Origin of the sequence: Pseudoxanthomonas sp. Root630 (assembly GCF_001427585.1) — a bacterium.
Lineage (GTDB): Bacteria > Pseudomonadota > Gammaproteobacteria > Xanthomonadales > Xanthomonadaceae > Pseudoxanthomonas_A.
The window spans coordinates 51,947-74,412 of sequence record NZ_LMGY01000002.1 but is presented as its reverse complement, the minus strand read 5'-3'; the positions used below and the strand labels follow the sequence as shown (position 1 = coordinate 74,412).

23 protein-coding genes and 1 pseudogene are annotated in these 22,466 nt (G+C 68.7%); 9 read left to right on the top strand and 15 right to left on the bottom strand.

All coding sequences use genetic code 11. The features are described from left to right. Nucleotides 1–77 precede the first annotated feature (77 nt). The 6 genes and pseudogenes from ASD72_RS03290 (at nt 78) to ASD72_RS03265 (ending at nt 4,331) form a co-directional block, all read left to right on the top strand. Nucleotides 78–812 carry a DUF6776 family protein gene (locus ASD72_RS03290; RefSeq protein WP_056878557.1) on the top strand — a complete coding sequence of 245 codons (735 nt, stop codon included), beginning with the start codon at nt 78–80 and terminating at the stop codon, nt 810–812. Between the two features lies 1 nt (nt 813). Continuing rightward, nucleotides 814–1,167 (top strand): annotated as a pseudogene (locus ASD72_RS03285) (polymer-forming cytoskeletal protein); the annotation flags it as partial. A gap of 116 nt (nt 1,168–1,283) precedes the next feature. After that, complete coding sequence (locus ASD72_RS03280) at nt 1,284–2,009, top strand: DUF6776 family protein (RefSeq protein ID WP_056878555.1); 726 nt, start codon at nt 1,284–1,286, stop codon at nt 2,007–2,009. A gap of 37 nt (nt 2,010–2,046) precedes the next feature. Continuing rightward, nucleotides 2,047–2,433 carry an iron-sulfur cluster insertion protein ErpA gene (erpA, locus tag ASD72_RS03275; RefSeq protein WP_056878554.1) on the top strand — a complete coding sequence of 129 codons (387 nt, stop codon included), beginning with the start codon at nt 2,047–2,049 and terminating at the stop codon, nt 2,431–2,433. A 20-nt stretch (nt 2,434–2,453) separates the two neighbouring features. Continuing rightward, nucleotides 2,454–3,374 (top strand): NAD(+) diphosphatase, encoded by a 921-nt coding sequence (gene nudC, locus ASD72_RS03270; RefSeq protein WP_056878619.1) that lies wholly within the window; start codon nt 2,454–2,456, stop codon nt 3,372–3,374. A gap of 66 nt (nt 3,375–3,440) precedes the next feature. After that, on the top strand, nt 3,441–4,331 hold the full coding sequence (locus ASD72_RS03265; protein ID WP_056878553.1) for a cobalamin biosynthesis protein: 891 nt from the start codon (nt 3,441–3,443) through the stop codon (nt 4,329–4,331). An 18-nt stretch (nt 4,332–4,349) separates the two neighbouring features. On the opposite strand, the gene ASD72_RS03260 is transcribed toward ASD72_RS03265, so the two are convergent. The 3 genes from ASD72_RS03260 to ASD72_RS03250 form a co-directional block, all read right to left on the bottom strand. Beyond that, entirely contained in the window at nt 4,350–4,754 is a 405-nt protein-coding gene (locus ASD72_RS03260; protein ID WP_056878618.1) for a DUF2752 domain-containing protein, read from the bottom strand. 5 nt (nt 4,755–4,759) lie between these two features. Next, nucleotides 4,760–5,095: a CD225/dispanin family protein gene (locus tag ASD72_RS03255; RefSeq protein ID WP_056878552.1), complete on the bottom strand. Its 336-nt coding sequence runs from the start codon at nt 5,093–5,095 to the stop codon at nt 4,760–4,762. Between the two features lie 135 nt (nt 5,096–5,230). Then, nucleotides 5,231–7,126: an MFS transporter gene (locus tag ASD72_RS03250; RefSeq protein WP_056878551.1), complete on the bottom strand. Its 1,896-nt coding sequence runs from the start codon at nt 7,124–7,126 to the stop codon at nt 5,231–5,233. 142 nt (nt 7,127–7,268) lie between these two features. Here ASD72_RS03250 and ASD72_RS03245 point away from each other — a divergent pair, with 142 nt between their 5' ends. After that, on the top strand, nt 7,269–8,375 hold the full coding sequence (locus ASD72_RS03245; RefSeq protein WP_056878550.1) for an NADH:flavin oxidoreductase/NADH oxidase: 1,107 nt from the start codon (nt 7,269–7,271) through the stop codon (nt 8,373–8,375). Nucleotide 8,376: 1 nt separating this feature from the next. On the opposite strand, the gene purD is transcribed toward ASD72_RS03245, so the two are convergent. From purD to prmA, 6 genes are all read right to left on the bottom strand, one after another. Then, nucleotides 8,377–9,669 carry a phosphoribosylamine--glycine ligase gene (gene purD, locus ASD72_RS03240; protein ID WP_056878549.1) on the bottom strand — a complete coding sequence of 431 codons (1,293 nt, stop codon included), beginning with the start codon at nt 9,667–9,669 and terminating at the stop codon, nt 8,377–8,379. 29 nt (nt 9,670–9,698) lie between these two features. Next, nucleotides 9,699–10,118 carry a hypothetical protein gene (locus ASD72_RS03235; protein WP_056878548.1) on the bottom strand — a complete coding sequence of 140 codons (420 nt, stop codon included), beginning with the start codon at nt 10,116–10,118 and terminating at the stop codon, nt 9,699–9,701. Between the two features lie 5 nt (nt 10,119–10,123). Continuing rightward, nucleotides 10,124–11,710, bottom strand: a complete 1,587-nt coding sequence (purH, locus tag ASD72_RS03230) for a bifunctional phosphoribosylaminoimidazolecarboxamide formyltransferase/IMP cyclohydrolase (protein ID WP_056878547.1) — start codon at nt 11,708–11,710, stop codon at nt 10,124–10,126. A gap of 64 nt (nt 11,711–11,774) precedes the next feature. Beyond that, a complete protein-coding gene (fis, locus tag ASD72_RS03225; protein ID WP_056878546.1) occupies nt 11,775–12,047 on the bottom strand; it encodes a DNA-binding transcriptional regulator Fis in 273 nt (90 codons plus the stop codon). A 121-nt stretch (nt 12,048–12,168) separates the two neighbouring features. Next, the gene (locus tag ASD72_RS20400; RefSeq protein WP_081420106.1) at nt 12,169–13,194 is read right to left on the bottom strand and encodes a DUF3426 domain-containing protein; all 1,026 of its coding nucleotides are present in this window, start codon (nt 13,192–13,194) and stop codon (nt 12,169–12,171) included. Between the two features lie 51 nt (nt 13,195–13,245). Beyond that, complete coding sequence (gene prmA, locus ASD72_RS03215) at nt 13,246–14,163, bottom strand: 50S ribosomal protein L11 methyltransferase (RefSeq protein WP_056878545.1); 918 nt, start codon at nt 14,161–14,163, stop codon at nt 13,246–13,248. Between the two features lie 139 nt (nt 14,164–14,302). On the opposite strand from prmA, the gene ASD72_RS03210 reads away from it, so the two are divergent. Next, nucleotides 14,303–15,238, top strand: coding sequence for a hypothetical protein (locus tag ASD72_RS03210; protein WP_235577922.1), 936 nt, complete (start codon nt 14,303–14,305; stop codon nt 15,236–15,238). Beyond that, nucleotides 15,235–15,591 carry a hypothetical protein gene (locus ASD72_RS03205; RefSeq protein WP_056878544.1) on the top strand — a complete coding sequence of 119 codons (357 nt, stop codon included), beginning with the start codon at nt 15,235–15,237 and terminating at the stop codon, nt 15,589–15,591. Before ASD72_RS03210 ends, ASD72_RS03205 begins: the two co-directional genes overlap by 4 nt. An 89-nt stretch (nt 15,592–15,680) precedes the next feature. Here the strand turns inward: ASD72_RS03205 and ASD72_RS03200 are convergent, their stop codons facing one another. The 6 genes from ASD72_RS03200 to ASD72_RS03175 all read right to left on the bottom strand — a co-directional run bounded on the left by ASD72_RS03200 (nt 15,681) and on the right by ASD72_RS03175 (nt 22,466). Next, nucleotides 15,681–16,910 (bottom strand): hypothetical protein, encoded by a 1,230-nt coding sequence (locus tag ASD72_RS03200; protein ID WP_056878543.1) that lies wholly within the window; start codon nt 16,908–16,910, stop codon nt 15,681–15,683. A 118-nt stretch (nt 16,911–17,028) separates the two neighbouring features. Beyond that, nucleotides 17,029–18,396, bottom strand: a complete 1,368-nt coding sequence (gene accC, locus ASD72_RS03195; protein WP_056878542.1) for an acetyl-CoA carboxylase biotin carboxylase subunit — start codon at nt 18,394–18,396, stop codon at nt 17,029–17,031. Between the two features lie 10 nt (nt 18,397–18,406). Continuing rightward, nucleotides 18,407–18,889: an acetyl-CoA carboxylase biotin carboxyl carrier protein gene (gene accB, locus ASD72_RS03190; RefSeq protein ID WP_056878541.1), complete on the bottom strand. Its 483-nt coding sequence runs from the start codon at nt 18,887–18,889 to the stop codon at nt 18,407–18,409. A 49-nt stretch (nt 18,890–18,938) separates the two neighbouring features. Continuing rightward, nucleotides 18,939–19,379 (bottom strand): type II 3-dehydroquinate dehydratase, encoded by a 441-nt coding sequence (gene aroQ, locus ASD72_RS03185; RefSeq protein ID WP_056878540.1) that lies wholly within the window; start codon nt 19,377–19,379, stop codon nt 18,939–18,941. Between the two features lie 214 nt (nt 19,380–19,593). Further along, complete coding sequence (locus ASD72_RS03180; protein ID WP_056878539.1) at nt 19,594–20,187, bottom strand: TlpA disulfide reductase family protein; 594 nt, start codon at nt 20,185–20,187, stop codon at nt 19,594–19,596. After that, nucleotides 20,184–22,466, bottom strand: a complete 2,283-nt coding sequence (locus tag ASD72_RS03175; RefSeq protein WP_056878538.1) for a protein-disulfide reductase DsbD — start codon at nt 22,464–22,466, stop codon at nt 20,184–20,186. Before ASD72_RS03175 ends, ASD72_RS03180 begins: the two co-directional genes overlap by 4 nt.

Sequence of the window (22,466 nt, the reverse complement as noted above, 5' to 3'; positions counted from 1 at the left end):
CGAGGGCTCGCGCCACTGCGGCGAGTATAGGGGTCCCATCGGGGTGCCGGCTGAGTGCCGGACGCCGTCTGTCCGTCATGTCAGAGCGTCTTCCGTCCCGCTTCCGCATCGTGCCGCGCGATGCGGCCGTGCGTCGCCGCAGCACGTCGTTCCTGTTCGTGCTCGCGTGGGCGGGCACGCTGGCGGCTGCCTGGTTCATCGCCAGCCACACCGCGGCGCCGCGGCTTGCGCAGGCCGACGCCGCGCGCAAGCGCGCGGAACAGGCGCTGGCCGCCGCGCGGGGCACCCTGGATTCGCTGCAGCAGCGCGAATCCACGCTTGCGCGTTCGGACCAGATCAGCCGTGCGGCGAATGCCGAAGTCCAGGACGCACTGGCTGAGCGCGATGAGGAAATCGCCGCGTTGCGGGCCGACGTGGCCTTCTACGAACGCCTGGTGGGCTCGACCAGCCAGCGCAAGGGCCTGGGTGTGCACGTGGCCGAGTTCGAATCGGCCTCGGGCGGGACATGGCGCTACCAGATCATGTTGACGCAGACGCTCAACCGCGGCGCGATCAGCCAGGGGCAGATGCGTTTCACCGTGGAGGGCGTCCGCGACGGCAAGCTCGCCGCGGTGGCGTGGGACGAACTGCACCAGCAGCGGAGCGCCCCCGGCCAGGCCTATTCATTCCGATATTTCCAACAGTTGGATGGCAGCGTGATGCTGCCGCCGGGCTTCACGCCGCAGCGGGTCAAGGTGACACTGCACGGCGACGACGCGGCGGTGGAACAGGCCTTCGACTGGAAGACCGCTACCGCCGCAGGAGGCAAGTGAGATGTTCAAGACCAAGCCCATCCGCCCGGACGTGGGCGCCATCGACACCTTGATCGGCCCCCAGGTGACCATCCGCGGCGACGTGGTGTTCAGTGGCGGCCTGTACGTCGAAGGCCACATCCAGGGCAAGGTGATCGCCGAATCCGGCGAGCGCGCCGTGCTGACACTGGCCGAACAGGGCAGCATCGAGGGCGAGGTGCAGGCGCCGGTGGTGGTGATCAACGGCCGCATGGTCGGCGATGTGCATGCCCATGAACGCATCGAACTGGCCCCCAAGGCCCGCATCCACGGCAATCTGCATTACAAGGTGGTGGAAATGAGTGCCGGCGCGCAGCTGACAGGCCACCTGGTGCACGCCGACGCCGCCGCCGTTGCCCCCCGGGAAGGCAGCGCCCTGCCCGAAGCCTGGGCCGCCGACGCCTGAGGCGGTCATTCAGAGCCTGATGTGAGACGCCGCGCTATCCTGCGGCCATGAGCACCAGGCCCGTCCCGCCGACCGTACCTCCGCCCCGTGCGGTGGGGTGGCCGGTGCTGGTCGCCGTTCTGGTGCTCGCGCTGGGCTTCGGCGTCTGGGGGGCCTGGCAGGTGTTCGCGCGCCACTCCGGCGACACGCCCACGCCCGGCCAGTTGCGGGCCCAGCAGCAACGCATCGAAACGCTGGAGCAGCGTGCCGCCACGTTGGCGCGCTCGGACCAGATCAGCCGCGACGCCAATCGCGACCTGCAGGCCACGCTCGGCGAGCGCGACGAGGAGATCTCCGGTCTGCGGGCCGACGTCGCCTTCTACGAGCGCTTCGTCGGCGCGACCGCCCAGCGTCGCGGCCTGTCGGTGCACGAGCTCACCCTCGTTCCCCAGGACGCGCAGGCCTGGCACTTCACCGCCACCTTGACCCAGAACCTCAACCGGGGCGCGGTGAACGCCGGCCGCCTGCTGGTGTCGGTGGAAGGCACCGAGGGCGGCAAGCTGCGGCGCCTGGGCTGGTCGGACCTGCGCCAGCAGGCCAATGCGCCAGGCGTGGCGTATTCCTTCAAGTACTTCCAGCAGGTGGAAGGCGACCTGCTGCTTCCCCCGGGCTTCAAGCCGGTGCGGGTGATCGCGCGCGTGGTGCCGCAGGGCGGCACGGCGGTGGAACAGTCGTTCCCATGGGCACAGGCCGCCGCGAAGGAAGGCGCCGGCGAAGGCGCCGCGGCGCGCTGAACTTGAACTGCCCCCGGCCAGCCCCCATCCTTTCGCCATGACCACCGTCGTTTCCCTGCCTATCGCGCCTGCCGCGCCGGACTACCAGTCCATCGACCGGCCGCTCAATTTCACCCCCGCTGCGGCGGCCAAGGTGCGTGAGCTGATCCAGGACGAAGGCAACGATGCGCTGGCGCTGCGCGTCTACATCCAGGGCGGTGGCTGCTCCGGGTTCCAGTATGGTTTCGAGTTCGACGAGAACCGCGCCGAGGACGATGTGGCGGTGGATACCGACGGTGTTTCGCTGCTCGTCGATCCGCTGAGCCTGCAGTACCTCATGGGCGCGGAAGTCGACTACAGCGAGAGCCTGCAAGGCGCGCAGTTCGTCATCCGCAACCCCAACGCGAAGACCACCTGCGGCTGCGGCAGCAGTTTCAGCATGTGACCCCTGGCCTGCCGCGTTCCGTGACAGGTCTTCCGCTTTCCTCCGCTCCGCTGACCGGGTTCGCCTTTGCCGGCGATACGCTCGATCGTGCCGATGCGCTGCGCGACGACGCCGATGCACTGGCCCGCCTGTGGCCTGGTGCGCGGGTGCTGCTGCTGGAGGACGATGGGCGCGCGCTGACCGATGCCGAGGGTGCGCTCTTCGCGCTTGACGGCGCCTCACTGGGCGGCGGGCCGGGCGCGAGCCTCTTCCTCGGGTTGAAGGACGGGGTCGCATGGTTCGCGGCGCATGCGCGTCATCACGCCGTACAGGCACCATCGCATGTCGACCTGCGCCGTGCGGCAGCGTCCTGGCCGCCGTTCGAATCCGGTGTCTTCGCGATGGCGCGCGCGCTGTTGCACTGGCAGGCGTCCACGCAGTTCTGCAGCGCCTGCGGTGGCGCGATCACGTTCAAGCGCGCGGGCTACACCGCGCACTGCACGCAGTGCGGCAAGGACCACTATCCGCGCGTGGATCCTGCGGTCATCGTCGCGGTCAGCGATGGCGAGCGGCTGTTGCTGGGGCGCCAGGCCGCATGGCCGCCGAGGCGCTACTCGGTGGTCGCCGGGTTCGTGGAGCCCGGCGAAACGCTGGAGCAGACGGTCGCGCGCGAAGTGTTAGAAGAGACGCAGGTGCGCGTGCGCACATGCCGTTACCTCGGTGCGCAGCCCTGGCCGTTCCCCGGTGCGTTGATGCTGGGCTTCAGCGCGGAGGGCGAGCCCGATCCGCCGCAGGTGGATGGCGAGCTCGAGGATGCGCGCTGGTTCACCTTCGATGAGGTGGATGCAGCGCTGCGCGGCGACGATGGCGACGAGGCTCCGCTGCTGCTCTCGCCCTCCATCTCCATCGCGCGCGCGCTCATCGAACACTGGCATGCCACCCTGCGGGCGCGGCGCGCATAGGCATGCCGCCCGCGCAGACCGGTCTTTAACGCCCGGTCGCGCTAGAATCCCGGCCCGGAGGACGTCATGTCGATCACCCTCGTCGCGGTCGTGATTGCACTGGTACTGGGCCATGTCGCGCCCACGCTGGTCATTTCGCTGCGCCAGTACGCCTGGTATCGCGCCTGGCTGGAATGGCTGACCCGCAATACGGGGCAGGGCGCTGCGTGGCAGGGGCGCTACGGCATCGCGCTCGCGATGGTGCCGGTGCTGCTCGTGGTCGCCATCCTGCAATGGCTGCTCGATGGCCCGGTCTACGGCCTGGTGGGATTGCTGTTCGACATCGCGGTACTCGTCTACGCCTGGGGGCCGCGCGATCTCGACGTGGATGTCGAAGCGGTCATCGATGCGCATGATGCGCCGACCCGGCGCGCGGCCATCGCCCGGCTCGGTCTCACCGGCGAAGCCGCCGCGCTCGATGGCCCCGCGCTGGTGGAGGCCGTGTTCCGCAATGCGCTAGAACGCTGGTTCGGCGTGCTGTTCTGGTTCCTGCTGCTCGGCCCGGTGGGCGCGATGCTGTACCGGTTGACGGTGCTCGCGGCACGGGACGCATGGGCCGACCTGCCGCCCGCGAACCGCGAAGGCGCGCGCCGTTTCAAGGCCGCGCTGGAATGGCCCGTGGCGCAGCTGATGACCCTGGCGATGGCGCTCGTCGGCAATTTCGACACCGTGTTCTCCACGTGGCGCGAAGCCGGCGGTGCGCGATTCGCACTGGATGCGGGTTTCCTCGGCAGCGCAGCGCGCGCCAGCGTGCGCTGCGAGCTGGCGGAGGAAGCCGAAGAGTACGCCGAGGAAGGCATGGTGCAGGCGATGCGCGAACTGCCCGAACTGCGCGATGCGATGAGCCTGGTGTGGCGGATCCTGCTGCTGTGGCTGGCGTTGCTCGCCGTGTTCGTGATCGGCGGCTGGGTCAGCTGAGCGCAATCGCGCGCGCGGTCAGCCAGGTGCGAGCAGGGTGAAGGGAAACCACGGCAGGTTGCGCGCGATCCAGTAGGCCGGCAGCAGCACGAGCCAGAACTTCGGCGCCGTCAGCACGCGCATCAGCGGTTCGATGGCGCGGGGGCGCCAGCCCCGGCCGTGGGCGATCATCATCGGAACGATGGGAAGCAACAGGACGCCCAGCGGGTTCATGGCGAATGCGCGGAGCAGGTCGCCGTGGACCAGGGCGTGCAGTGCGCGTGTCAGGCCGCAGCCCACGCAGTAGTAGCCGGTTATCGCACGGAAGATGCAGCCAGGAAACGGGCTATCCGCTGCGTTGGGATCGAATTTCAACAACAGCAAGACGCCAGCGGCGGCCACGAGGGCCGCCGCTGCGAGTGCTATCCAGTGCGAGAGTCGCAGCGAGGTCACTGCGACTGCTGCACCTGCTCCATCATCATCATGTACTGCTCCATGCCGCCCGTGGCGAACACGGCGATGTTGGCAAGCAGGCCGATGATGGCGAAAGCGGTGGCGACCCAGCACCAGATCTTGGCGTTGGCCGAGGCGCTACGGGCACCTTCCAGATCACCCTGGTTGAGCTTGCCGTTGACCTGCGACGAGAACACGATCGCGACGATACCGATCAGGCCGAGCGGGCAGCAGAGGCAGGTCGCGAGCACCGTGGACACGATCGCCCAGGCGAGATGATTCGGGATGCTTTCCGGCGCGGAGGTGGGGGGCATCGGAGGTACTGCGCTCATGCGGGCATTCCTTGTACGGGCTGAAGGGGTTGAGGGCCGCGTTGCTTGCGTCCCGGACGCTCCAATAGTGCCAGACCACCAGGCAAAAAGGTTCGTCCGGCGATGGGCGCAGGCCTCAGGGAGACGGCGCCTGCATCACGCCGCATCCCCGCGCAAGGCACGCACGCGCGCTTCCAGCACTTCCGCCGTCGCGGCCGCACCGTCCATCGGTTCGCCCGCCACGACATCCACGTTCGCGCGGAAGCGCCGCGGTACGCGCATGCGGCCCAGGCGTGTGTCGCGGCGGCTCCACATGCTGGACCACATGCCCTTCAGCGCCATCGGCACCACGGGCACGGCACGCCGCTCCAGGATCTTCTCGACACCGGACTTGAATGCGGCGATGTCGCCATCCTTCGTCAGGGCGCCTTCGGGGAAGATGCCGACGATCTCGCCTTCGGCCAGCGCCGCGTCGATCTCGTCGAAGGCGCGTTGCATCAGCGCGGGATCCTCGCGTGCGCCGGCGATCGGGATCGCCTTGGCGGTCCGGAAGATCCAGCTCATCACCGGGATGTTGAAGATCTTGTAATACATGACGAAGCGCACCGGTCGCGGAATGGTCGCGGCCAGGATCAGCGCATCCATGTAGCTGACGTGGTTGCAGACCAACAGCGCCGGGCCTTCGTCCGGCACGTGCTTCTCGATACCGTGCAGGCGCAGCCGGTACAGCGTGCGCACCAGCAGCCAGCTGAGGAAGCGCATCAGGAACTCGGGCACGATCGTGAAGATCCAGATCGCGACCACCGCGTTGGCGATCGCCAGCGCGAGGAACATCTGCGGGCTGCTCCAGTCCAGCGCGTGCAGGCCCAGGCCGACCAGCGCCGCCAGCACGATGAAGCCGGAGTTCTGGATGTTGAGCGCGGCGAACACGCGCGCCATCTGCGTACGGTCGGTGCGGCTCTGGATCAGCGCGAACAGCGGCACCACGAAGATGCCGGCGAACATGCCGATGCCCACCAGGTCGATCATGATCCGCACGCTGCCGGCATGGCGGACGAATCCGGCGATGTCCAGCCCCGTGGCGGGCGCGAAACCCGGGCGGGCGAAGTACAGGTCGAGCAGGAACGCGCTCATGCCGAAGGCGCCCACCGGCACCAGGCCGATCTCGACCGTGCGGCCCGACAGTTTCTCGCACAGCAGCGAGCCGATGCCGGTGCCCACCGAGAACAGCGCCAACGCGAACACGTACAGGGTCGATGAGCCGTCGGCGGCACCCAGGTGCAGTTTCGCGTACGCCGGCAGTTGCGACGTGAGCAACGTGCCGAAGAACCAGAACCACGACACGCCGAGGATGGCGTTGCGCACCGCCAGTTGCTGCCTGGCCATGCGCAGCACGGCCAGCGATTCGGGAATCGGGTTCCAGCGGATCTTCAGATCGGGTGCGCCGGCATCCATGCGCGGGATCATCCGCGACATCACGTTGCCCAGCACCGCCAGCAGCACGATGGCGACGGCCGCAGCCTGCGGTCCGTGCGCGCCCGCGATCTGGAAGATCATGCCGCCGGCGATCATGCCGCACAGGATCGAGATCGAGGTGCCCATCTCGACCAGCCCGTTGCCGCCGGTCAATTCCTCAGGCTTGAGGATCGACGGCAGCACGGAATACTTCACCGGTCCGAACAACGTGGACTGCACGCCGGTGCAGAATAGCGCCACCAGCAGCAGCGGCATGTTCTGCAGCAGGAAGCCGACCGCGGCCAGCGACATGATCACGATCTCCATCGTCGTGGTGATCACGATCAGCCGGTGCTTCTCCAGCTTCTCGGCGAACTGGCCGGCGATGGCGGAAAAGAGGAAGTACGGCAGGATGAAGATCGCCGGCGCCAGGGTGGCGTACAGCGAGAGCTGGTCGTCGCTCGCGCCCAGGAAGAACAGCAGCGCGATGATCGCCTGCCGGTAGACGTTGTCGTTGAAGGCGCCCAGCGCCTGGACGGTGAAATACGGCAGGAACCGCCGTTGTGTCAGCAGCGAGAACTGGCTGTAGCTGGACATGCGCCCTCCGTGGGTTGCGCGCAGCCTAGCAAATCGATGTGGCGGTGCCATCCTGCCTGCCCGACAGCGTTCCACTGCTGGCGTTGATGGGGTGGGCGAGCGGGCGGATAGTGTCGGCCCCACGTCGTTCCCGTCCTCCCTCATGAGCCTCCTGTTCTCGCCTGTCGACCTCGGGCCGCTGCGCCTGTCCAACCGCATCGTCGTAGAACCCATGTGCCAGTACTCCGCCGAGGAGGGCCGCGCCACCGACTGGCACGCCTTCCATTGGCCCAACCTCGCCCAGTCCGGCGCCGGGTTGGCCATCATCGAAGCAACAGCGGTCGAGCCGCGCGGACGCATCAGCTGGGCCGACATCGGCCTGTGGGACGACGCCACCGAACAGGCCTTCGCGAATGCGCTCGCGGCCACGCGCCGCCACTCGGCGATGCCGCTGGGCGTGCAACTCGCGCACGCAGGCCGCAAGGCGTCGACGCATCGCCCGTGGGACCACCACGGTGCGGCCATTCCGCCCGATGACGTGCATGGGTGGCAGACCGTCTCCGCGTCCGCCACGCCGTATGCGGAGGGCGGCGTGCCGCCGATCGCGCTGGACCAGGCGGGTATCGACGATGTTGTCGCGGCATTCGTCGCGAGCGCACGACGCGCGGTCCGGTTGGGCCTGGACCTGATCGAGATCCACGCTGCGCATGGCTATCTTCTGCACCAGTTCCTGTCGCCGTTGAGCAACCAGCGCGACGATGCCTATGGTGGCTCGCTGGAAAACCGCATGCGCCTGCTGCTGCAGGTGTTCGATGCGGTCAAGGCGGCCGTACCGGCGACGATGGCGCTCGGCGTGCGTATCTCCGCGACCGATTGGGTGGAAGGTGGCTGGGACCTGGCGCAAAGCATCGTGCTGGCGAAAGCGCTGGAGGCGCGCGGCTGTCATTTCATCGACGTGTCCAGCGGTGGGTTGCATCCGGCGCAGCGCATCACCGCAGTACCCGGTTACCAGGTGCCGTTCGCGGATGCGATCAAGCAGGAAGTGGCGATGCCGGTGATCGCGGTGGGCCTGATCACCGAGCCGCAGCAGGCGGAAGACATCCTGCAGCAGGGCCGGGCGGATGCCGTCGCGCTCGCGCGCGGCATCCTCTACGATCCGCGCTGGCCGTGGCACGCGGCCGCCGCGTTGGGCGCCGATGTCGCGGTGGCGCCGCAGTACCTGCGCAGCGCGCCGCGCGAACACGCCGCGCGCTTCGTGCAGGCGGCCTGACTCAGCCGGCGTCGCGCTCGCGTGCGATCGCACGCCAGCCGATGTCGGTGCGGTGGAATGCGTGGGTCCAGTGGATCTTCCCGACACCCGCATACGCCTGGCGCTGCGCGTCCGACACCGATGCCCCCAGCGCGGCGACGCACAGCACGCGGCCGCCTGCGCTGGTCACGCGACCCTCGGCGTCCAGCGCGGTGCCGGCATGGAACACCTTAGCGGAGTCCGGTACCTCGTCCAGCCCGGCGATGACATCACCGGTGACCGGCGTGTCCGGGTACGGCGCCGCTGCCATCACCACGCCCAGCGACGGGCGCGGATCCCACTCCGCCTGCGTGGCGTCGAGGCGGCCGTCGATGGCCGCTTCCACCAGGTCGACCAGGTCGGACTGCAGGCGCAGCATCACCGGTTGCGTCTCGGGGTCGCCGAAGCGCACGTTGAATTCGATGACTTTCGGTGCGCCGCTGTCGTCGATCATCAGGCCGGCGTAGAGGAAGCCGGTGAAGGGCACGCCGTCGGCGATCATGCCCTGCACGGTCGGATTCACGACCTCGCGCATCACGCGTGCGTGCACCTCGGGCGTCACCACCGGTGCGGGCGAGTACGCACCCATGCCGCCGGTGTTGGGGCCGGTGTCGCCGTCGCCCACGCGCTTGTGGTCCTGGCTGGTCGCCATCGGCAGCGCCGTGGCGCCGTCGACCATGCTGATGAAGCTGGCTTCCTCGCCTTCGAGGAACTCCTCGATCACCACGCGCGCGCCGGCATCGCCGAACGCATTGCCCGACAGCATGTCGCGTACCGCGGCCTCGGCTTCGTCCAGCGTCATCGCCACGATCACGCCCTTGCCGGCGGCCAGGCCGTCGGCCTTGACCACGATCGGCGCACCTTTTTCGCGGAGATAGGCGAGCGCGGCGTCCACATCGGTATGCACGGCGTAGAACGCAGTGGGAATGCCATGGCGTGCGAGGAAATCCTTCGCGAACGCCTTGCTGCCTTCCAGCTGCGCCGCGGCCGCGGTGGGGCCGAAGATACGCTGGCCGGCCAGGCGGAACCGGTCGACCACGCCGGCCACCAGCGGCACCTCCGGGCCGACGACGGTCAGGCCCACGCCTTCGTCCTGCGCCAGCGCGAGCAGGCCTTCGATATCGGTGACCTTGATCGCCGCGTTGCGACAACCGGCTTCCGTGGCGGTGCCCGCATTGCCGGGCGCGACGATCACTTCGTCCACGCGCGGCGACTGCGCCAGTTTCCACGCCAGGGCATGCTCGCGACCGCCGGAACCGATGACCAGGACTTTCAAGGGGACTTCCTCAAGACGTGACCGGCGGATCAGGCCGGCGGGGCGGGGCACTCGTGTGCGGGGAGGGTCAGTTCGAAGATCAGGACATCGTGGCGATCCACGAAGCGTCGGACGAAGACGGCATCCGTTCCCGCGAGCGGCTGCAATGCGGACTGCGCGCACAGCGCCGGCATTTCCCGCTGTTCGCTCTCACGCAGTGCGGCGAACTTCGGATGCGCTTGCAGGCTGCCGGCATCGCCTTCCGGCGTACGTACGACGAACACCAGGTGCGTGCCGTCCACGGCGACCGATTCGGTCACGAGGCCGTCGAGGTAAGGGGCGGGCAGCGTCGATGCCGCCTCGGCACGCGCCGTTTCCAGCTTGCCCGGCAACCCCCGGCAGCCCATGAGCGCCATCGCGCCGATCACCGGCGCGAAACGTACGACCTGCGTCCAGCCCTGGCGGCGCATCGCGGTCAGTGCCGGAAATGCCGCACGCCGGTGAACACCATCGCGATACCGTGTTCGTCGGCGGCCGCGATCACTTCGCTGTCGCGCATCGAGCCGCCCGGCTGGATGACCGCCTTGATGCCGGCGGCAGCGGCGGCATCGATGCCGTCGCGGAACGGGAAGAACGCATCGCTGGCCATCACCGAGCCTTCGACCACCAGGTTCGCATCCGCCGCCTTGATGCCGGCGATGCGCGCGGAGTAGACGCGGCTCATCTGGCCGGCGCCGACACCGATGGTGCGGTGGTCCTTCGCGTAGACGATGGCGTTGGACTTCACGAACTTGGCCACCTTCCACGCGAACAGCAGGTCGGTGAACTGCGCGTCGGTCGGCGCGAGCTTCGTCACCACCTTCAACTCGTCGCGCGTCACCACGCGATCGTCGGCCGTCTGCATCAGCATGCCGGAACCGACGCGCTTGGTGTCGATGAAGCCGTTCGAAGAAGGGGCGAGCGGGATGCGCAGCACGCGCACGTTGGCCTTCTTGGCCGCGTAGTCGAGCGCCCCTTGCTCGTAGTCGGGTGCGATCAGCACTTCGACGAACTGGCGATCCAGGATGACCTTCGCCGTCGCTGCGTCCAGCGTGCGGTTGAACGCGATGATGCCGCCGAAGGCGCTGGTCGGATCGGTGGCGTAGGCCAGTTCGTAGGCATCGCCGCAGGCCACGCCCACCGCCACGCCGCAGGGGTTGGCGTGCTTGACGATCACGCAGGCCGGCGCATCGAACTGGCGCACGCATTCCCACGCCGCGTCGCTGTCGGCGATGTTGTTGTAGCTCAACTCCTTGCCCTGCAACTGGGTGAGCGTCGCCAGCGAGCCGGGGGCGGGATACAGGTCGCGGTAGAACGCGGCCTGCTGGTGCGGGTTCTCGCCGTAGCGCAGATCCATCACCTTGACGAAGTTGCCATTGGCCTGCGCGGCGAAGGCGGCGCGCGCCGGCACGTCGCCCGAGGTATCGGTGACGGCGGAGAGATACGTGCTGATCGCGGCGTCGTACTGGGCCACGCGGTTGAACGCGGCTACCGACAGCGCGAAGCGCGTCGCCGCCGGCAACGCACCGCCGTTCGCGTCCAGCTCGGCGACCAGGCCCGCGTACTGCGAGGGATCGGTGGCCACGGCGACGCGCGCGAAATTCTTGGCGGCCGAACGCAGCATCGCCGGTCCGCCGATGTCGATGTTCTCCACCGCATCGGCCAGCGTGCAGCCGGCCTTGGCCGTGACCGCTTCGAACGGATACAGGTTCAGCACCAGCAGGTCGATCGCGCCGATGCCGTGCGCCGCCATGACGGCGTCGTCCAGGCCGGCGCGGCCGAGCAGGCCGCCATGCACCTTCGGGTGCAGCGTCTTGACGCGGCCGTCCATCATTTCCGGGAACCCCGTGACATCGGCGACGTCGCGGACGGTCAGGCCCGCGTCACGCAATGTCTTCGCGGTGCCGCCCGTGGACAACAGCTCCACGCCATGGCGCGCCAGCGCGTGGGCCAGTTCGAGCAGGCCGGACTTGTCGGAAACGGACAGCAGCGCCCGTCGCACGGGCTGGAAATCGAGGGTCATGGGGAGGGCGGTACGAAGCGGGGCGCGAATTATAACGCGCCGCAGCAACCTGCCCGGTGGCCGATCAGGCCAGCCCGTAGTCCTTGAGCTTCTTGCGCAGCGTGGCGCGGTGGATGCCCAGCATGGCCGCGGCGCGGCTCTGGTTGCCCTCGCAGTGGTTCAGCACTTCGACGAACAGCGGGATCTCCATCTCGCGCAGCACGATCTCATAGACATCGTCCGCGTCGCTGCCGTCCAGGTCGCGCAGATAGCGGCGCACGGATTGCGCCACGTGCTCGCGCAACGGCGGGCGCTGCGCGCCGCGCGGATGGTCCTGTCGGGTGGAGGCAGCGTTCAATCGGATCCCCTGGTGCCACGGATTGCTGAGGCCCGCCTTGTGCTTGTCGGTTTTCGGCGGGGGGACGAGTCTAGCGCCTGATCGGGGCGCGTGCATCCGCTTTTTTGATGAACTGGCGCGATTAACGGAAGTCGAAGGAAAACGCGACGACGCTGGCGCTGGGTTCCTTCACGTGTACCGCCATCTGGGCGCTCTGGCCAGGTCCGATCGAGGAAGATGCCTCGCCTCGCGGCAGGTAGTCGGCGGGCTCGAGTGCGCGAGCGCCGAGCGTGCGGCCATCGGCGTCCTTCAAGGTGAGCAGGATCACCGGCCACGCCTGCGACCAGCGTGCCTCGTTGCGGAACGTGGCCTGTGCCTGCAGCGTGCCGGGACTGCCGATGATCGGGCGCACATCGCGGCTCAGCATGGTGAACGCAGCCGGTTCGCGCCAGGTGGGCACATCGCAACGGAACACACCGCACAGCGCGACCACGATCGGCCGCCAGCCCGCTTGCGTGGCGAGACGTGCGCGGTCCGCAAGCAGCACCTGCGCGCACAGCAACAGCGACAGTGCGACTACCGCGAACCACTGGACCCTCGCGTGCCGCGCGTGCACCGACGTGGTGCGCGTGCGCTGCAGGAAGCGAGGGCCCGCCGGCCCCCGTGGTTTCGGTGGCGCGCCGACGATGGCCGCAGCCGGTGCCTCGACGGCAGGTTCTTCGTTGTGCAATACCGCATCCGCATCCGCATCCGCATCCGCAGCGACAGGAGCGGCGCCGTGCGCATCGGGTGGAGTGATCGCGTCGGCTGCCGACGCCTCGAAGGTTTCGGCGACGTCGATGGGCGCAAGGGTATCTGCCGTCGTGGGAGCTGGTTCGGGCGCAGCTGCCTCGGTATCGATGGCGTCCGGCGTCGTCGTATCGGCGAGCTGATCCCGCGTCTCGTCAGGCGACGCTCCTGCTTCCACCCCTTCAACCTCGGGTTCCTCAACCACCGGCGTGGCGGAGGGAGCGGGATGCAGGAACGTGGCCAGGCTGGGCGATGTCGTGGTGCCGGTCGCTTCATCCGACGGCAGTGGCTTGCCGCAACGCGTGCAGGCAACGGGCAACGCGTGCGTCCGCGGATCGCGGGCGACCAGAAACTGGCAGTGGGGACAGGCGACGAACATGAGGCCTATTCAACCACGCAGGCCCGCGCGCGTGTTGTGACCGGCGTGGCCTCAGCGGCGGACGCCGTCGATGCGCATCCAGTCGCCGTCCTGGGTGGCCTGGAGTGCGTCGAACCAGGCGGCATAACGGACCAGCAGGTCGTCTTCCTGGCCCTTGAGGATCCCGGACAACGCGATGCGGCCTCCGGATGCCACGCGTGCCGCGAGCGTTTCGGCCAGCGCGTCCAGCGCGGAGGCCAGGATGTTGGCCACGACCACCGGATAGGCGGCCACGGGTTCTTCTTCGGGCAGGAAGACGCGCAGGCGCTCGTCGATGCCGTTGCGTTGCGCATTGTCGGCGCTGGCCAACAGGGCCTGCGGGTCGTTGTCCACGCCGACCGCACCGGCGGCGCCGAGTTTGAGCGCGGCGAGCGCGAGGATGCCCGAGCCGCAACCGAAGTCGAGCACCTGGCGGCCCTGCAGCTCGCCGTTCGCGGCCAGTCCATCCAGCCAGCGCAGGCACAGGGCGGTCGTGGGGTGCGTGCCGGAGCCGAAGGCAAGGCCGGGGTCCAGTCGCACGACGGCGGCATCGTCTGTCTGGGCTTCGTCCGGCACGGCGTGGTTCCACGGCACGATGAAGGTGCGCGTGCCGAAACGCATCGGCTTGAACTGGTCCAGCCAGGCCCGCTCCCAGTCTTCATCGGCCACGGTGCGGAAGCCGACCTGCGTCCAGTCCAGCCCGGGGTCGAACGCTTCCAGCGCCGCGAGCAGGGTCAGCGCATCGGCATCGGCGTCGAACAGGGCGGTGAGCACCAGCGACTTCCACAACGGCGTTTCGCCCACGCCGGGTTCCAGGATCGCGTGTTCGTTGCCGGTGTCGGCATCGGCGTCCAGCAACGTGACCGACAGTGCGCCGACGTCTTCCAGGGCGTTCTCGTAGCGCGGCTGCTCGGCTTCGGTGCAGCGCAGGGAGAGTTCCAGATAGGGCATGGCGCGGGGCTGTCGCAGGGGCGGTCGCCTAGTGTCTCACGCGTGCCGGGGACGGTGCCGGCGACGGAAGGCTTGCCCGGGCCGCCCGGCGCGCGCCCGGTTCGTTGAAAGCCCGCGGATCGGCCGGGATAATGGCGATGTGCCCCGGAAGCTGCTACTGCCGATCCTGCTGGTGGGCCTGCTGGGCGCATTGGCGTGGATGCCGCTGCGCCAGGTGGGCTGGGACGACGTTGTCTCCGGTGGCCCCGCCGATGTGGCCGCCATGGCGTCTCCGGACGACGGTACGGGCCCGCGGTCGGCGGCGCGGCTGCGCCCGCTCGCGTATCGCACGGTGCCAGGGCTGTCCCCGCTGCGGCGCGGCTTCGAGGAAAGCGATGATCTGTTCGCCTATTCGCGCGAACTGATGGCCGGTGTGGCGGTTGGCGATGCCGACGCGATGTGGCTGCTCAGCCTGGTGCAGGATTACTGCGCCGGTTTCGCCGCCGATCCGACCGGCTATGCGCAGGACTCGCGCGTGATCGCGAAGCTGGGGCTGTCTGGCGGCGCGGCGATGCTGTCGGCGCGTCAGCGCGTGCAGCAACGGTGCGCGCGCTTCGTCCCGCAGGACGGGTTCTCGCTGCCGATGATCGTCAACCAGCGTATGCAGGCGGCACGAGCGGGCAGCCTCGCCGCGGAAGCGGCGCTGCTCGCGATGGATCGTCCGCTGGAGGCCGGCGATGAATACCGGCGCGAACTGGTGCAACGCGTGCTGGATTCCGGCGACCCGTTCGCCTTCGTCGCCATCGCACCGGCGATGGGCAGCGTCGGCAGCGGCCGCAGCGAAACCCTGGGCGACGTGTCCGGCAGCGATCTGAGCGAAATCGCATGGCGCATCGCGTCGTGCCGGCTCGGCATGGACTGCAGTCCGGCCGGCTCGATGATGACCAACTACTGCGTCAACGGCGGCATCTGCTCGCAGGACGAAACGCAGGATTTCAGCACCTTCGCACGGGACGCAGGCGTCCCGCGCCAGGGTGAGGACAACGTGGACGAGATGGTGGGCACCTTGCTGTCCCACACGGGAGTCGAAGGATGAAATACAAGCGCACGCGGCCCGGGGTGAATCTCCTGGTCTGGGGGCTGGTGGTGGTGGCGTATGCGGCGGCGGCGGCAACGATCGTCTTCGATACGCGCAATCCGGAGTACCGGGACCTGTCCCGCGTCGGGCACATGACGCTCCACGCCCCCGACGATGCGCGCCGCCTCGGCGCGGCCCAGGTCGCCGCGCTGTATCGCGCGCGCAGCGGCACGCCGTTCTCCACGCTCGCGCCGGGCAGCACCATCAAGGTAGTGTGGGCCGATGGTTCGGCCGAAACCGTGCGCATCACCGATCCGGCCTCGCCGCTGGGCACCGAGCCGGTGCCGGGCACGCAGCAGGCGCCCGAATAACGGTACGCACGCGATCTCCGTCGCGCACAGGCGAAGGGCCGGGAGAGAAACTCCCGGCCCTCGTCGTTTCTGCGTTCCGCACGCGCCCGTCAGCCGCCGATGAGGCCTTTCAGCAGGCCACGCAACGGCTTCTTCTGTTCCTGCGGTTTCTCTTCGTTGTCCTGGTCCACGTCCTGCATCTGCGACAGGTCCATGCCCAGCATCGCGCTGCCGGTGGACTTGGTGCGCACGCGCACGTTCCATTCCGGGTTCCACGGTTGCTTGGGGTCGGCCGGCTTGGGCGGCCACGCGATGTGGCTTTCGGGGCCATAGGCGATGATGCTGAGGAGGCCGCCTCCGCCGTCGCGGCCGCCTTCGCCTGGCGTGGCGAAGATGCCCTTCGGCACTGCGCACTGCGTGGTGGCCGGCGGCAGCAGCACCTTCTCCTTCGTCCAGCGATCGATCAGCGAGCCGGTCAGGTAATCGAAGATGCCCTGGCCGGCATCGGGCACTTCGGCGCTGCTCCACAACACCACATCCTTGCCCTGCGTGCCGATGGCGTGGAGGAAGTACGCCTGCGCCCGCTCCACCGGTGCCCAGCGCCATGTCTGCCCGTCGGCGAGTGAACCGGTGCTCTGCAAGTCGATCTTCGGCATGAAGTCGGCGACCTGCTTCAGTTCGAACTTCAGCGATTCCGGCACGCCGGCCCCGGTGATCTGGTGTGCGCCCTGCAGCGAGGCGCCGTCGGGCACGCGCTTGCCGGACTTCGGATTCGGCCACAGCGCGTAGGCGGGATCCGATTCGATGTCGCGGTCCGGTGCGTAGCGGCCCTGCATCGAGCCGCTGACCTCCACTTTGCCGCCGCTCGCGCTGATGCTGATGATCTTCGGCTGGCCCTTGCGCACGGTGGTGCCGCAGCCCCAGTAGATCAGCAGGCGTTGCTGGCCTTCCGGTGGCTTGTACTCACCGGTGTGGTCGGAGGGCGCGGCGGTGCGCACGGGCGGCACCAGCGGCAAGGCCTTGCCGAGGCGGAGTCCGGCCGGAATGCGCTGCTCGGCTTCCTTGCCCGGGTTGGGGCGGTTGTACAGCGCGATGTCGAGGTACTGCCCCGTCATCATCGGCATCCGCGTCTGCCCGTAGTGCGCCTGCTGTCCGCCGCCGCCCATCATGCGCGAGGCCATGCCGCCGAGCGGCCCCAGGTCGGGCATGCCGGCCATCTGGTGGGTGGCGACGTCGATCCAGACCTGCGTGGGCGGGCCGGAGGTGGGCGCGCTGGCGGCGGGTGCGGCCGCGATGACGGTGGCGAGGGCCAGGAACAAGGGGCGGGGCAGGGGACGCATCGTGCGTTCTCGTCGGGGGATCCGTTTCCTCCAACGCCGGAGCGATGCCCCGCCGGACACGCGCCCCACCCAGCTTTCGCCACATGCGGCCCCGCGATGGACGCGGGGCCGGGACGTGTCAGACCAGCGAGATCGCCTTGTTCTTGCGTTCGGCCAAGCGCTTTTCCAGGTAGTGGATGTTCTGGCCGCCGGCCTGGAAGCCCTGGTCGCGCATGATGCGCTGCTGCAGCGGGATGTTGGTCTTGATGCCGTCGATGACCATCTCGCTGAGCGCCACGCGCATGCGCGCGATCGCGGTCTCGCGGTCCGGGCCGTGCACGATGAGCTTGGCGATCATCGAGTCGTAGTTCGGCGGCACGCGATAGCCTTCGTAGATGTGCGTGTCCACGCGCACGCCAGGACCACCCGGCGGATGGAAGTGCTGGATCAGGCCCGGGTGCGGCATGAACGTATCCGGGTCTTCGGCATTGATCCGGCATTCGATGGCGTGCCCGCGCAGCACCACGTCGCTCTGCTTGATGGTCAGCTTCTGGCCGGCGGCGATGCGCAACTGCTCGCAGACCAGGTCGATGCCGGTAATGCGTTCGGTCACCGGATGCTCCACCTGGATGCGGGTGTTCATCTCGATGAAGTAGAAGCGGCCGTCCTCGAACAGGAATTCGAAGGTGCCCGCGCCGCGATAGCCGATGCGGATGCAGGCTTCCACGCAGACCTTGCCGATCTCGTTGCGCTGTTCGTCGGTGATGCCCGGCGCCGGTGCTTCCTCGACCACCTTCTGGTGGCGGCGCTGCATCGAGCAGTCGCGTTCGCCCAGGTGGATCGCGTTGCCCTGGCCGTCGGCAAGGACCTGGATCTCCACGTGGCGCGGATTCTCCAGGAACTTCTCCATGTAGACCTCGCCATTGCCGAATGCGGCCTTGGCTTCCGACTTGGTCATCTCGATCGCGGCCTTGAGCGCGCCTTCGACATGCACCACGCGCATGCCGCGGCCGCCGCCGCCGCCCGCGGCCTTGATGATGACCGGGTAGCCGATCTCGCGCGCGATCTTGGTGTTGGCGACGATGTCGTCGCCCAGCGGACCGCCGCTACCGGGCACGCACGGCACGCCGGCGGCCTGCATCGCGCGGATCGCTTCGACCTTGTCGCCCATCATGCGGATGGTGTCGGCCTTCGGGCCGATGAAGATGAAGCCGGACTGCTCCACGCGCTCGGCGAAGTCGGCGTTCTCCGACAGGAAGCCATAGCCGGGATGGATGGCTTGCGCGTCGGTCACCTCGGCCGCGGCGATGATCGCCGGGATGTTGAGGTAGCTGTCCTTCGACGCAGCGGGGCCGATGCAGACGGACTCGTCCGCCATGGCGACGTGCTTGAGGTTGCGGTCGACGGTGGAATGCACCGCGACCGTGCGGATGCCCAGGGTGTGGCAGGCGCGCAGGATGCGCAGCGCGATCTCACCCCGGTTGGCGATGACGACTTTGTCCAGCATGGCGCGGGCCTCAGCCGATCACGAACAGCGGCTGGTCGAATTCGATCGGCTGGCCGCTCTCGGCCAGGATCGACAGCACCGTGCCCGACACGTCGGCCTCGATGGGGTTGAACATCTTCATGGCCTCGATGATCGCCAGCGTCTCGCCGGCTTTCACCGACTGGCCGACGGCGACGAAGGCGGGCTTGTCCGGCGACGGCGAGGCATAGAAGGTGCCGACCATCGGCGCGCGCACCACATGGCCGTCGGGCAGCGCGTTGCCGGGCTTGGCGGTGCCGCCGGTCGAGGCTTCGGTGGGCGAGCTCATCGGCATCGGTGCGGCCGGGCGGGCTTCCACGGGGGCCGCCATCATCGGCGCGACGGCCTGCATGGCGTAGCCGCCCTTCGGCGCACGCGCCAGGCGCACGGACTCTTCGCCTTCCTTGATCTCGATTTCGGCCAGGTTCGACTCTTCCAGCAGGTCGATCAGTTTCTTGATTTTGCGGAGATCCATGGGAGCCTCGTGGTTGAACGCTGTTCCCCGCGGGGAACAAAAAGGAAGGTCAGGCCGGCAGCCGGCGCAGGGCGGCATCCAGCGCGTAGCGGTAGCTGTCGGCCCCGAAGCCGCAGACCACGCCCACCGCCTTGTCGCTGAAGTAGCTGGTGTGGCGGAAGGGTTCGCGGCTGTGCGGGTTGGACAGGTGGATTTCGATGAAGGGCAGGGCCACGCCGGCCAGGGCATCGCGGATCGCGACCGAGGTGTGGGTGAACGCCGCGGGATTGATCAGGATGAAGGCGGTGCCATCGGTGCGGGCGGCCTGGATGCGATCGACCAGGGCGTGCTCGGCATTGGACTGGAAGGTTTCCAGTTGGTGGCCGGCGGCCTGCGCCTGCGCGGTCAGCGCCAGGTCGATATCTGCCAGCGTCGCATGGCCATATACCTCCGGCTCGCGGGTACCGAGCAGGTTGAGGTTGGGGCCATGCAGGACCAGCAGTGTCGCCATTCGCGCCTCCAGCGGAAGGGCGGCAGTCTGCTCGAAGCGGGTGATGCTGTCCAGTTCGCCGAAGTTCGGCGCGTTTCAAGCAATTGTTTGATTTTCCTGCCCCGTCATGTCAGATCAAGGGCTTGCAGCCAGCGGTGATGCTGCGGGCAAGGTCTGCACTCTCGGCCCAAGGTGCGCGTTGATGGCGGGTTCGCCGACGTTGAGAGCAGAACCCCTACTGCGCCCAGCCGCTGATCTCGCCATGGGTGAACGGGCCGATCTTCTGGCGCGCGATGCGGCCATCGGCATCCACCAGCACGGTGTAGGGCAGCACGCCCTTGGCGTTGCCCAGCCAGACGCTGGCGTCGGCCGGGCCTGGCGTATCGAGCACGATCGGGTAGCGCACCGGGATTCTCGCAGTGAAGTCGCGCACGCCCTCCGGCGTGTCCAGCGCGAGCCCGATCACCTGTACGCCTTCGGCGCCCTGCGAAGCGGCGAAGCGATCGAGTTCCGGCATCTCCTCGATGCACGGCCCGCACCAGCTCGCCCAGACGTTGATCAGCAGCCGCTTGCCCGCGTAGCGGGTGCGCAGGTCGACGATGGCGCCATCCAGCCCCGGCAACGCGATGGCCGGCATGGGGTCGCCGATGCCGGCAGGCGTGACGCCCGCGGGCGGTGCGGGCGCCGTGGCGTTCGTCGCCGCATGCAGGGCGCGTTCGCCCACCTGCGTGCGCCAGAAGGGATTGCCGTTGAACCACAGGCTGGCGAGCAGGCCCAGGCCACCCGCGGCCACCGCCACGAGCAGCACGCGCGAGGTCGTCGCCTTCATCGTGCGGCGCGCTCGAGGGCCTGGCGCATCCCGTCCTGGGTCAGCACCGTCGGCAGGACTTCGCCGGCACCGCCACCACGCGGATACATCACGTAGAGCGGGACGCCGACGGCGCCGTGTTCTTCGAGGAAGGCGGTGATGGCCGGGTCCACGTTCGTCCAGTCGCCGGTCATCATCACGGCGTCGTGGGTCGTCAGCAGGTCGCGGAACGCGGGCGTGTTGAGCACCGCCTTCTCGTTGGCCTTGCAGGTGACGCACCAGTCGGCGGTCATGTCGACGAAGACGATGCGACCTTCGGCGCGCAAGCTGCCCAGCGCTTCGGCGGAATAGGCCACATGGTCATCGCCGCGCATCGTGAGCGTCGAGGCTTTCGGCATGCGATGCGCGACGACCAGGGGCAGTACCGATGCCGCGACCAGCAGCCCGGCGAGCACGCGCTGCAGGGGCGCGGCGCGCAACCGCAGGCGTTGCCACCACCACAGGCCGAGCGTCAGCACGACCAGGCCCGCGAGCGCGAGGCCCATGGCATCGACGCCGCGCTGGTTGCCGAGCACCCACAGCAACCACGCCGCAGTGAGGTACATCGGGAAGGCGAGCACCTGCTTCAGCGTGTCCATCCACGCGCCCGGGCGTGGCAGCCGGTTGGCGAGCGCCGGCACGAAACCGATCAGCAGGAACGGCAGCGCCAGGCCCAGGCCGAGCACCGCGAACACCAGCAAGCCCAGCACGCCCGGCGCGGTGAACGCGTAGGCCAACGCCACGCCCATGAACGGTGCGGTGCACGGACTGGCCACCACGACAGCCAGCACGCCGGTGAAGAAGTCGCCGGCCGGGCCGCTGCGCGTCGCCAGGCCGTGACCGGCACCTGCAAGGCGATGGCCCACGGTGAATACGCCCGACAGGCTCAGGCCCACGGCGAACATCACGTAGGCGAGCACGCCGACCACCCACGGCTGCTGCAACTGGAAGCCCCAGCCCAGCGCCTGACCCGCGTAGCGCAGCGCGATGGCGATCGCGCCGACCGCGATGAAGCTGACCAGCACGCCGGCCGTGTACCAGAGCGCACGATTGCGGGCGTCGTTGCCGCCGCGGCCGCTTTCGGCCAGCGACAGCGCCTTCAACGAGAGGATCGGCAACACGCACGGCATCAGGTTGAGCACCAGGCCGCCCAACAGCGCGAACGCGAAAGCGGTCAGCAGCGAGATGGACCCGTAGCCCTTGGTGCTTGCGATCACGTTCTTGGGCGGACGCGTGCGCTCGACATCGGCGGTCGCGGCGGGAGTTTCCTCGGTCGTCGTCTCTGCCGGCGCATCGACAGGCGTAGCCACGGGCGCCACGACGGCCGGCGCTTCGCTCACTACCGCGTCGGCGGGCGTCACCGTGCCGGCGGGGATGGCGAGCTTCACCCGGCGTGTCATCGGCGGATAGCAGATGCCATCGGTCTGGCAGCCCTGGAACGTCACCCGCAACGTCGCCGTCACGGCCTTAGCGGTATCGCGCTTCAGCGGCACCGGCACTTCGGCCTGGTCGAAGTACACGGTGACGTCGCCGAAATGCTCGTCGTGGTGCGCCACGCCCTTCGGCCAGCGCGGGGCCTGCAGCGAGACGCCCGAGGCGCCTTCCAGCGCCATCGACGTGCGGTCGCGATACACGTAGTAGCCGCGCGCGGGAGTGAAGCGCAGCAGCAGCTGATTGCCGTCGAAGGCGATGGCTTCGAAAGCGAACGCCTGTTCGGCCGGCAGTGGCAGCGCATCCGTGCCGGCCTGCGGCTTCGGGCCCAACAGGCTGCCACCGGTCGCACCCGCGCCCAGCGGCACGAACGCCTCGTCCTCGGCGGGCGGCAGCGCGACCTTCAGCGTGCGCGTCTGCGGCGGGTAGCAGATGCCGGCGTCCGCACAGCCCTGGTACTTGATCTTCAGGCTGACGCTGTCGATGCCGGGCGCGGGCCGGCCGGGCAGGGTGGCGACCAGTTCGCCGCGATAGGTTTCGACATCGCCGAAGAACTCGTCGCGGTATGCCTTGCCCTTGGGCAGTTGCAGCGGCTGCGCGGCGAAACCGGCATCGGCGTCCACCCCGGTGCGATGGCGGTACAGGTAATAGCCGTCGGTGATCTTCCAGCGGACCTCGATCCTGTCGCGGGCCGGCGCACTGACGGTCAGCATGAAAGCATCGTCCACCGGCAGCAGGTCGTCCTGGGTGATCGCGGCCGAGGCGGCGGGCGCCAGCAGCGAGGCCAGGGACAGCAGCAGGAGGGCGAGCAGGGCGCGGATCGGCGTCAT

Coding starts and splice junctions, on each gene's coding strand:
- purH (WP_056878547.1), bottom strand. CDS start 11,710: ATGACCCTCGATTTCCAGCCCGTGCGACGGGCGCTGCTGTCCGTTTCC.
- ASD72_RS03200 (WP_056878543.1), bottom strand. CDS start 16,910: ATGCGTCCCCTGCCCCGCCCCTTGTTCCTGGCCCTCGCCACCGTCATC.
- ASD72_RS20400 (WP_081420106.1), bottom strand. CDS start 13,194: ATGTTCGTCGCCTGTCCCCACTGCCAGTTTCTGGTCGCCCGCGATCCG.
- ASD72_RS03280 (WP_056878555.1), top strand. CDS start 1,284: ATGAGCACCAGGCCCGTCCCGCCGACCGTACCTCCGCCCCGTGCGGTG.
- ASD72_RS03255 (WP_056878552.1), bottom strand. CDS start 5,095: ATGAGCGCAGTACCTCCGATGCCCCCCACCTCCGCGCCGGAAAGCATC.
- prmA (WP_056878545.1), bottom strand. CDS start 14,163: ATGCCCTATCTGGAACTCTCCCTGCGCTGCACCGAAGCCGAGCAGCCG.
- ASD72_RS03245 (WP_056878550.1), top strand. CDS start 7,269: ATGAGCCTCCTGTTCTCGCCTGTCGACCTCGGGCCGCTGCGCCTGTCC.
- ASD72_RS03175 (WP_056878538.1), bottom strand. CDS start 22,466: ATGACGCCGATCCGCGCCCTGCTCGCCCTCCTGCTGCTGTCCCTGGCC.
- ASD72_RS03205 (WP_056878544.1), top strand. CDS start 15,235: ATGAAATACAAGCGCACGCGGCCCGGGGTGAATCTCCTGGTCTGGGGG.
- ASD72_RS03290 (WP_056878557.1), top strand. CDS start 78: ATGTCAGAGCGTCTTCCGTCCCGCTTCCGCATCGTGCCGCGCGATGCG.
- erpA (WP_056878554.1), top strand. CDS start 2,047: ATGACCACCGTCGTTTCCCTGCCTATCGCGCCTGCCGCGCCGGACTAC.
- ASD72_RS03180 (WP_056878539.1), bottom strand. CDS start 20,187: ATGAAGGCGACGACCTCGCGCGTGCTGCTCGTGGCGGTGGCCGCGGGT.
- accB (WP_056878541.1), bottom strand. CDS start 18,889: ATGGATCTCCGCAAAATCAAGAAACTGATCGACCTGCTGGAAGAGTCG.
- ASD72_RS03250 (WP_056878551.1), bottom strand. CDS start 7,126: ATGTCCAGCTACAGCCAGTTCTCGCTGCTGACACAACGGCGGTTCCTG.
- accC (WP_056878542.1), bottom strand. CDS start 18,396: ATGCTGGACAAAGTCGTCATCGCCAACCGGGGTGAGATCGCGCTGCGC.
- ASD72_RS03235 (WP_056878548.1), bottom strand. CDS start 10,118: ATGCGCCGCCAGGGCTGGACGCAGGTCGTACGTTTCGCGCCGGTGATC.
- ASD72_RS03265 (WP_056878553.1), top strand. CDS start 3,441: ATGTCGATCACCCTCGTCGCGGTCGTGATTGCACTGGTACTGGGCCAT.
- aroQ (WP_056878540.1), bottom strand. CDS start 19,379: ATGGCGACACTGCTGGTCCTGCATGGCCCCAACCTCAACCTGCTCGGT.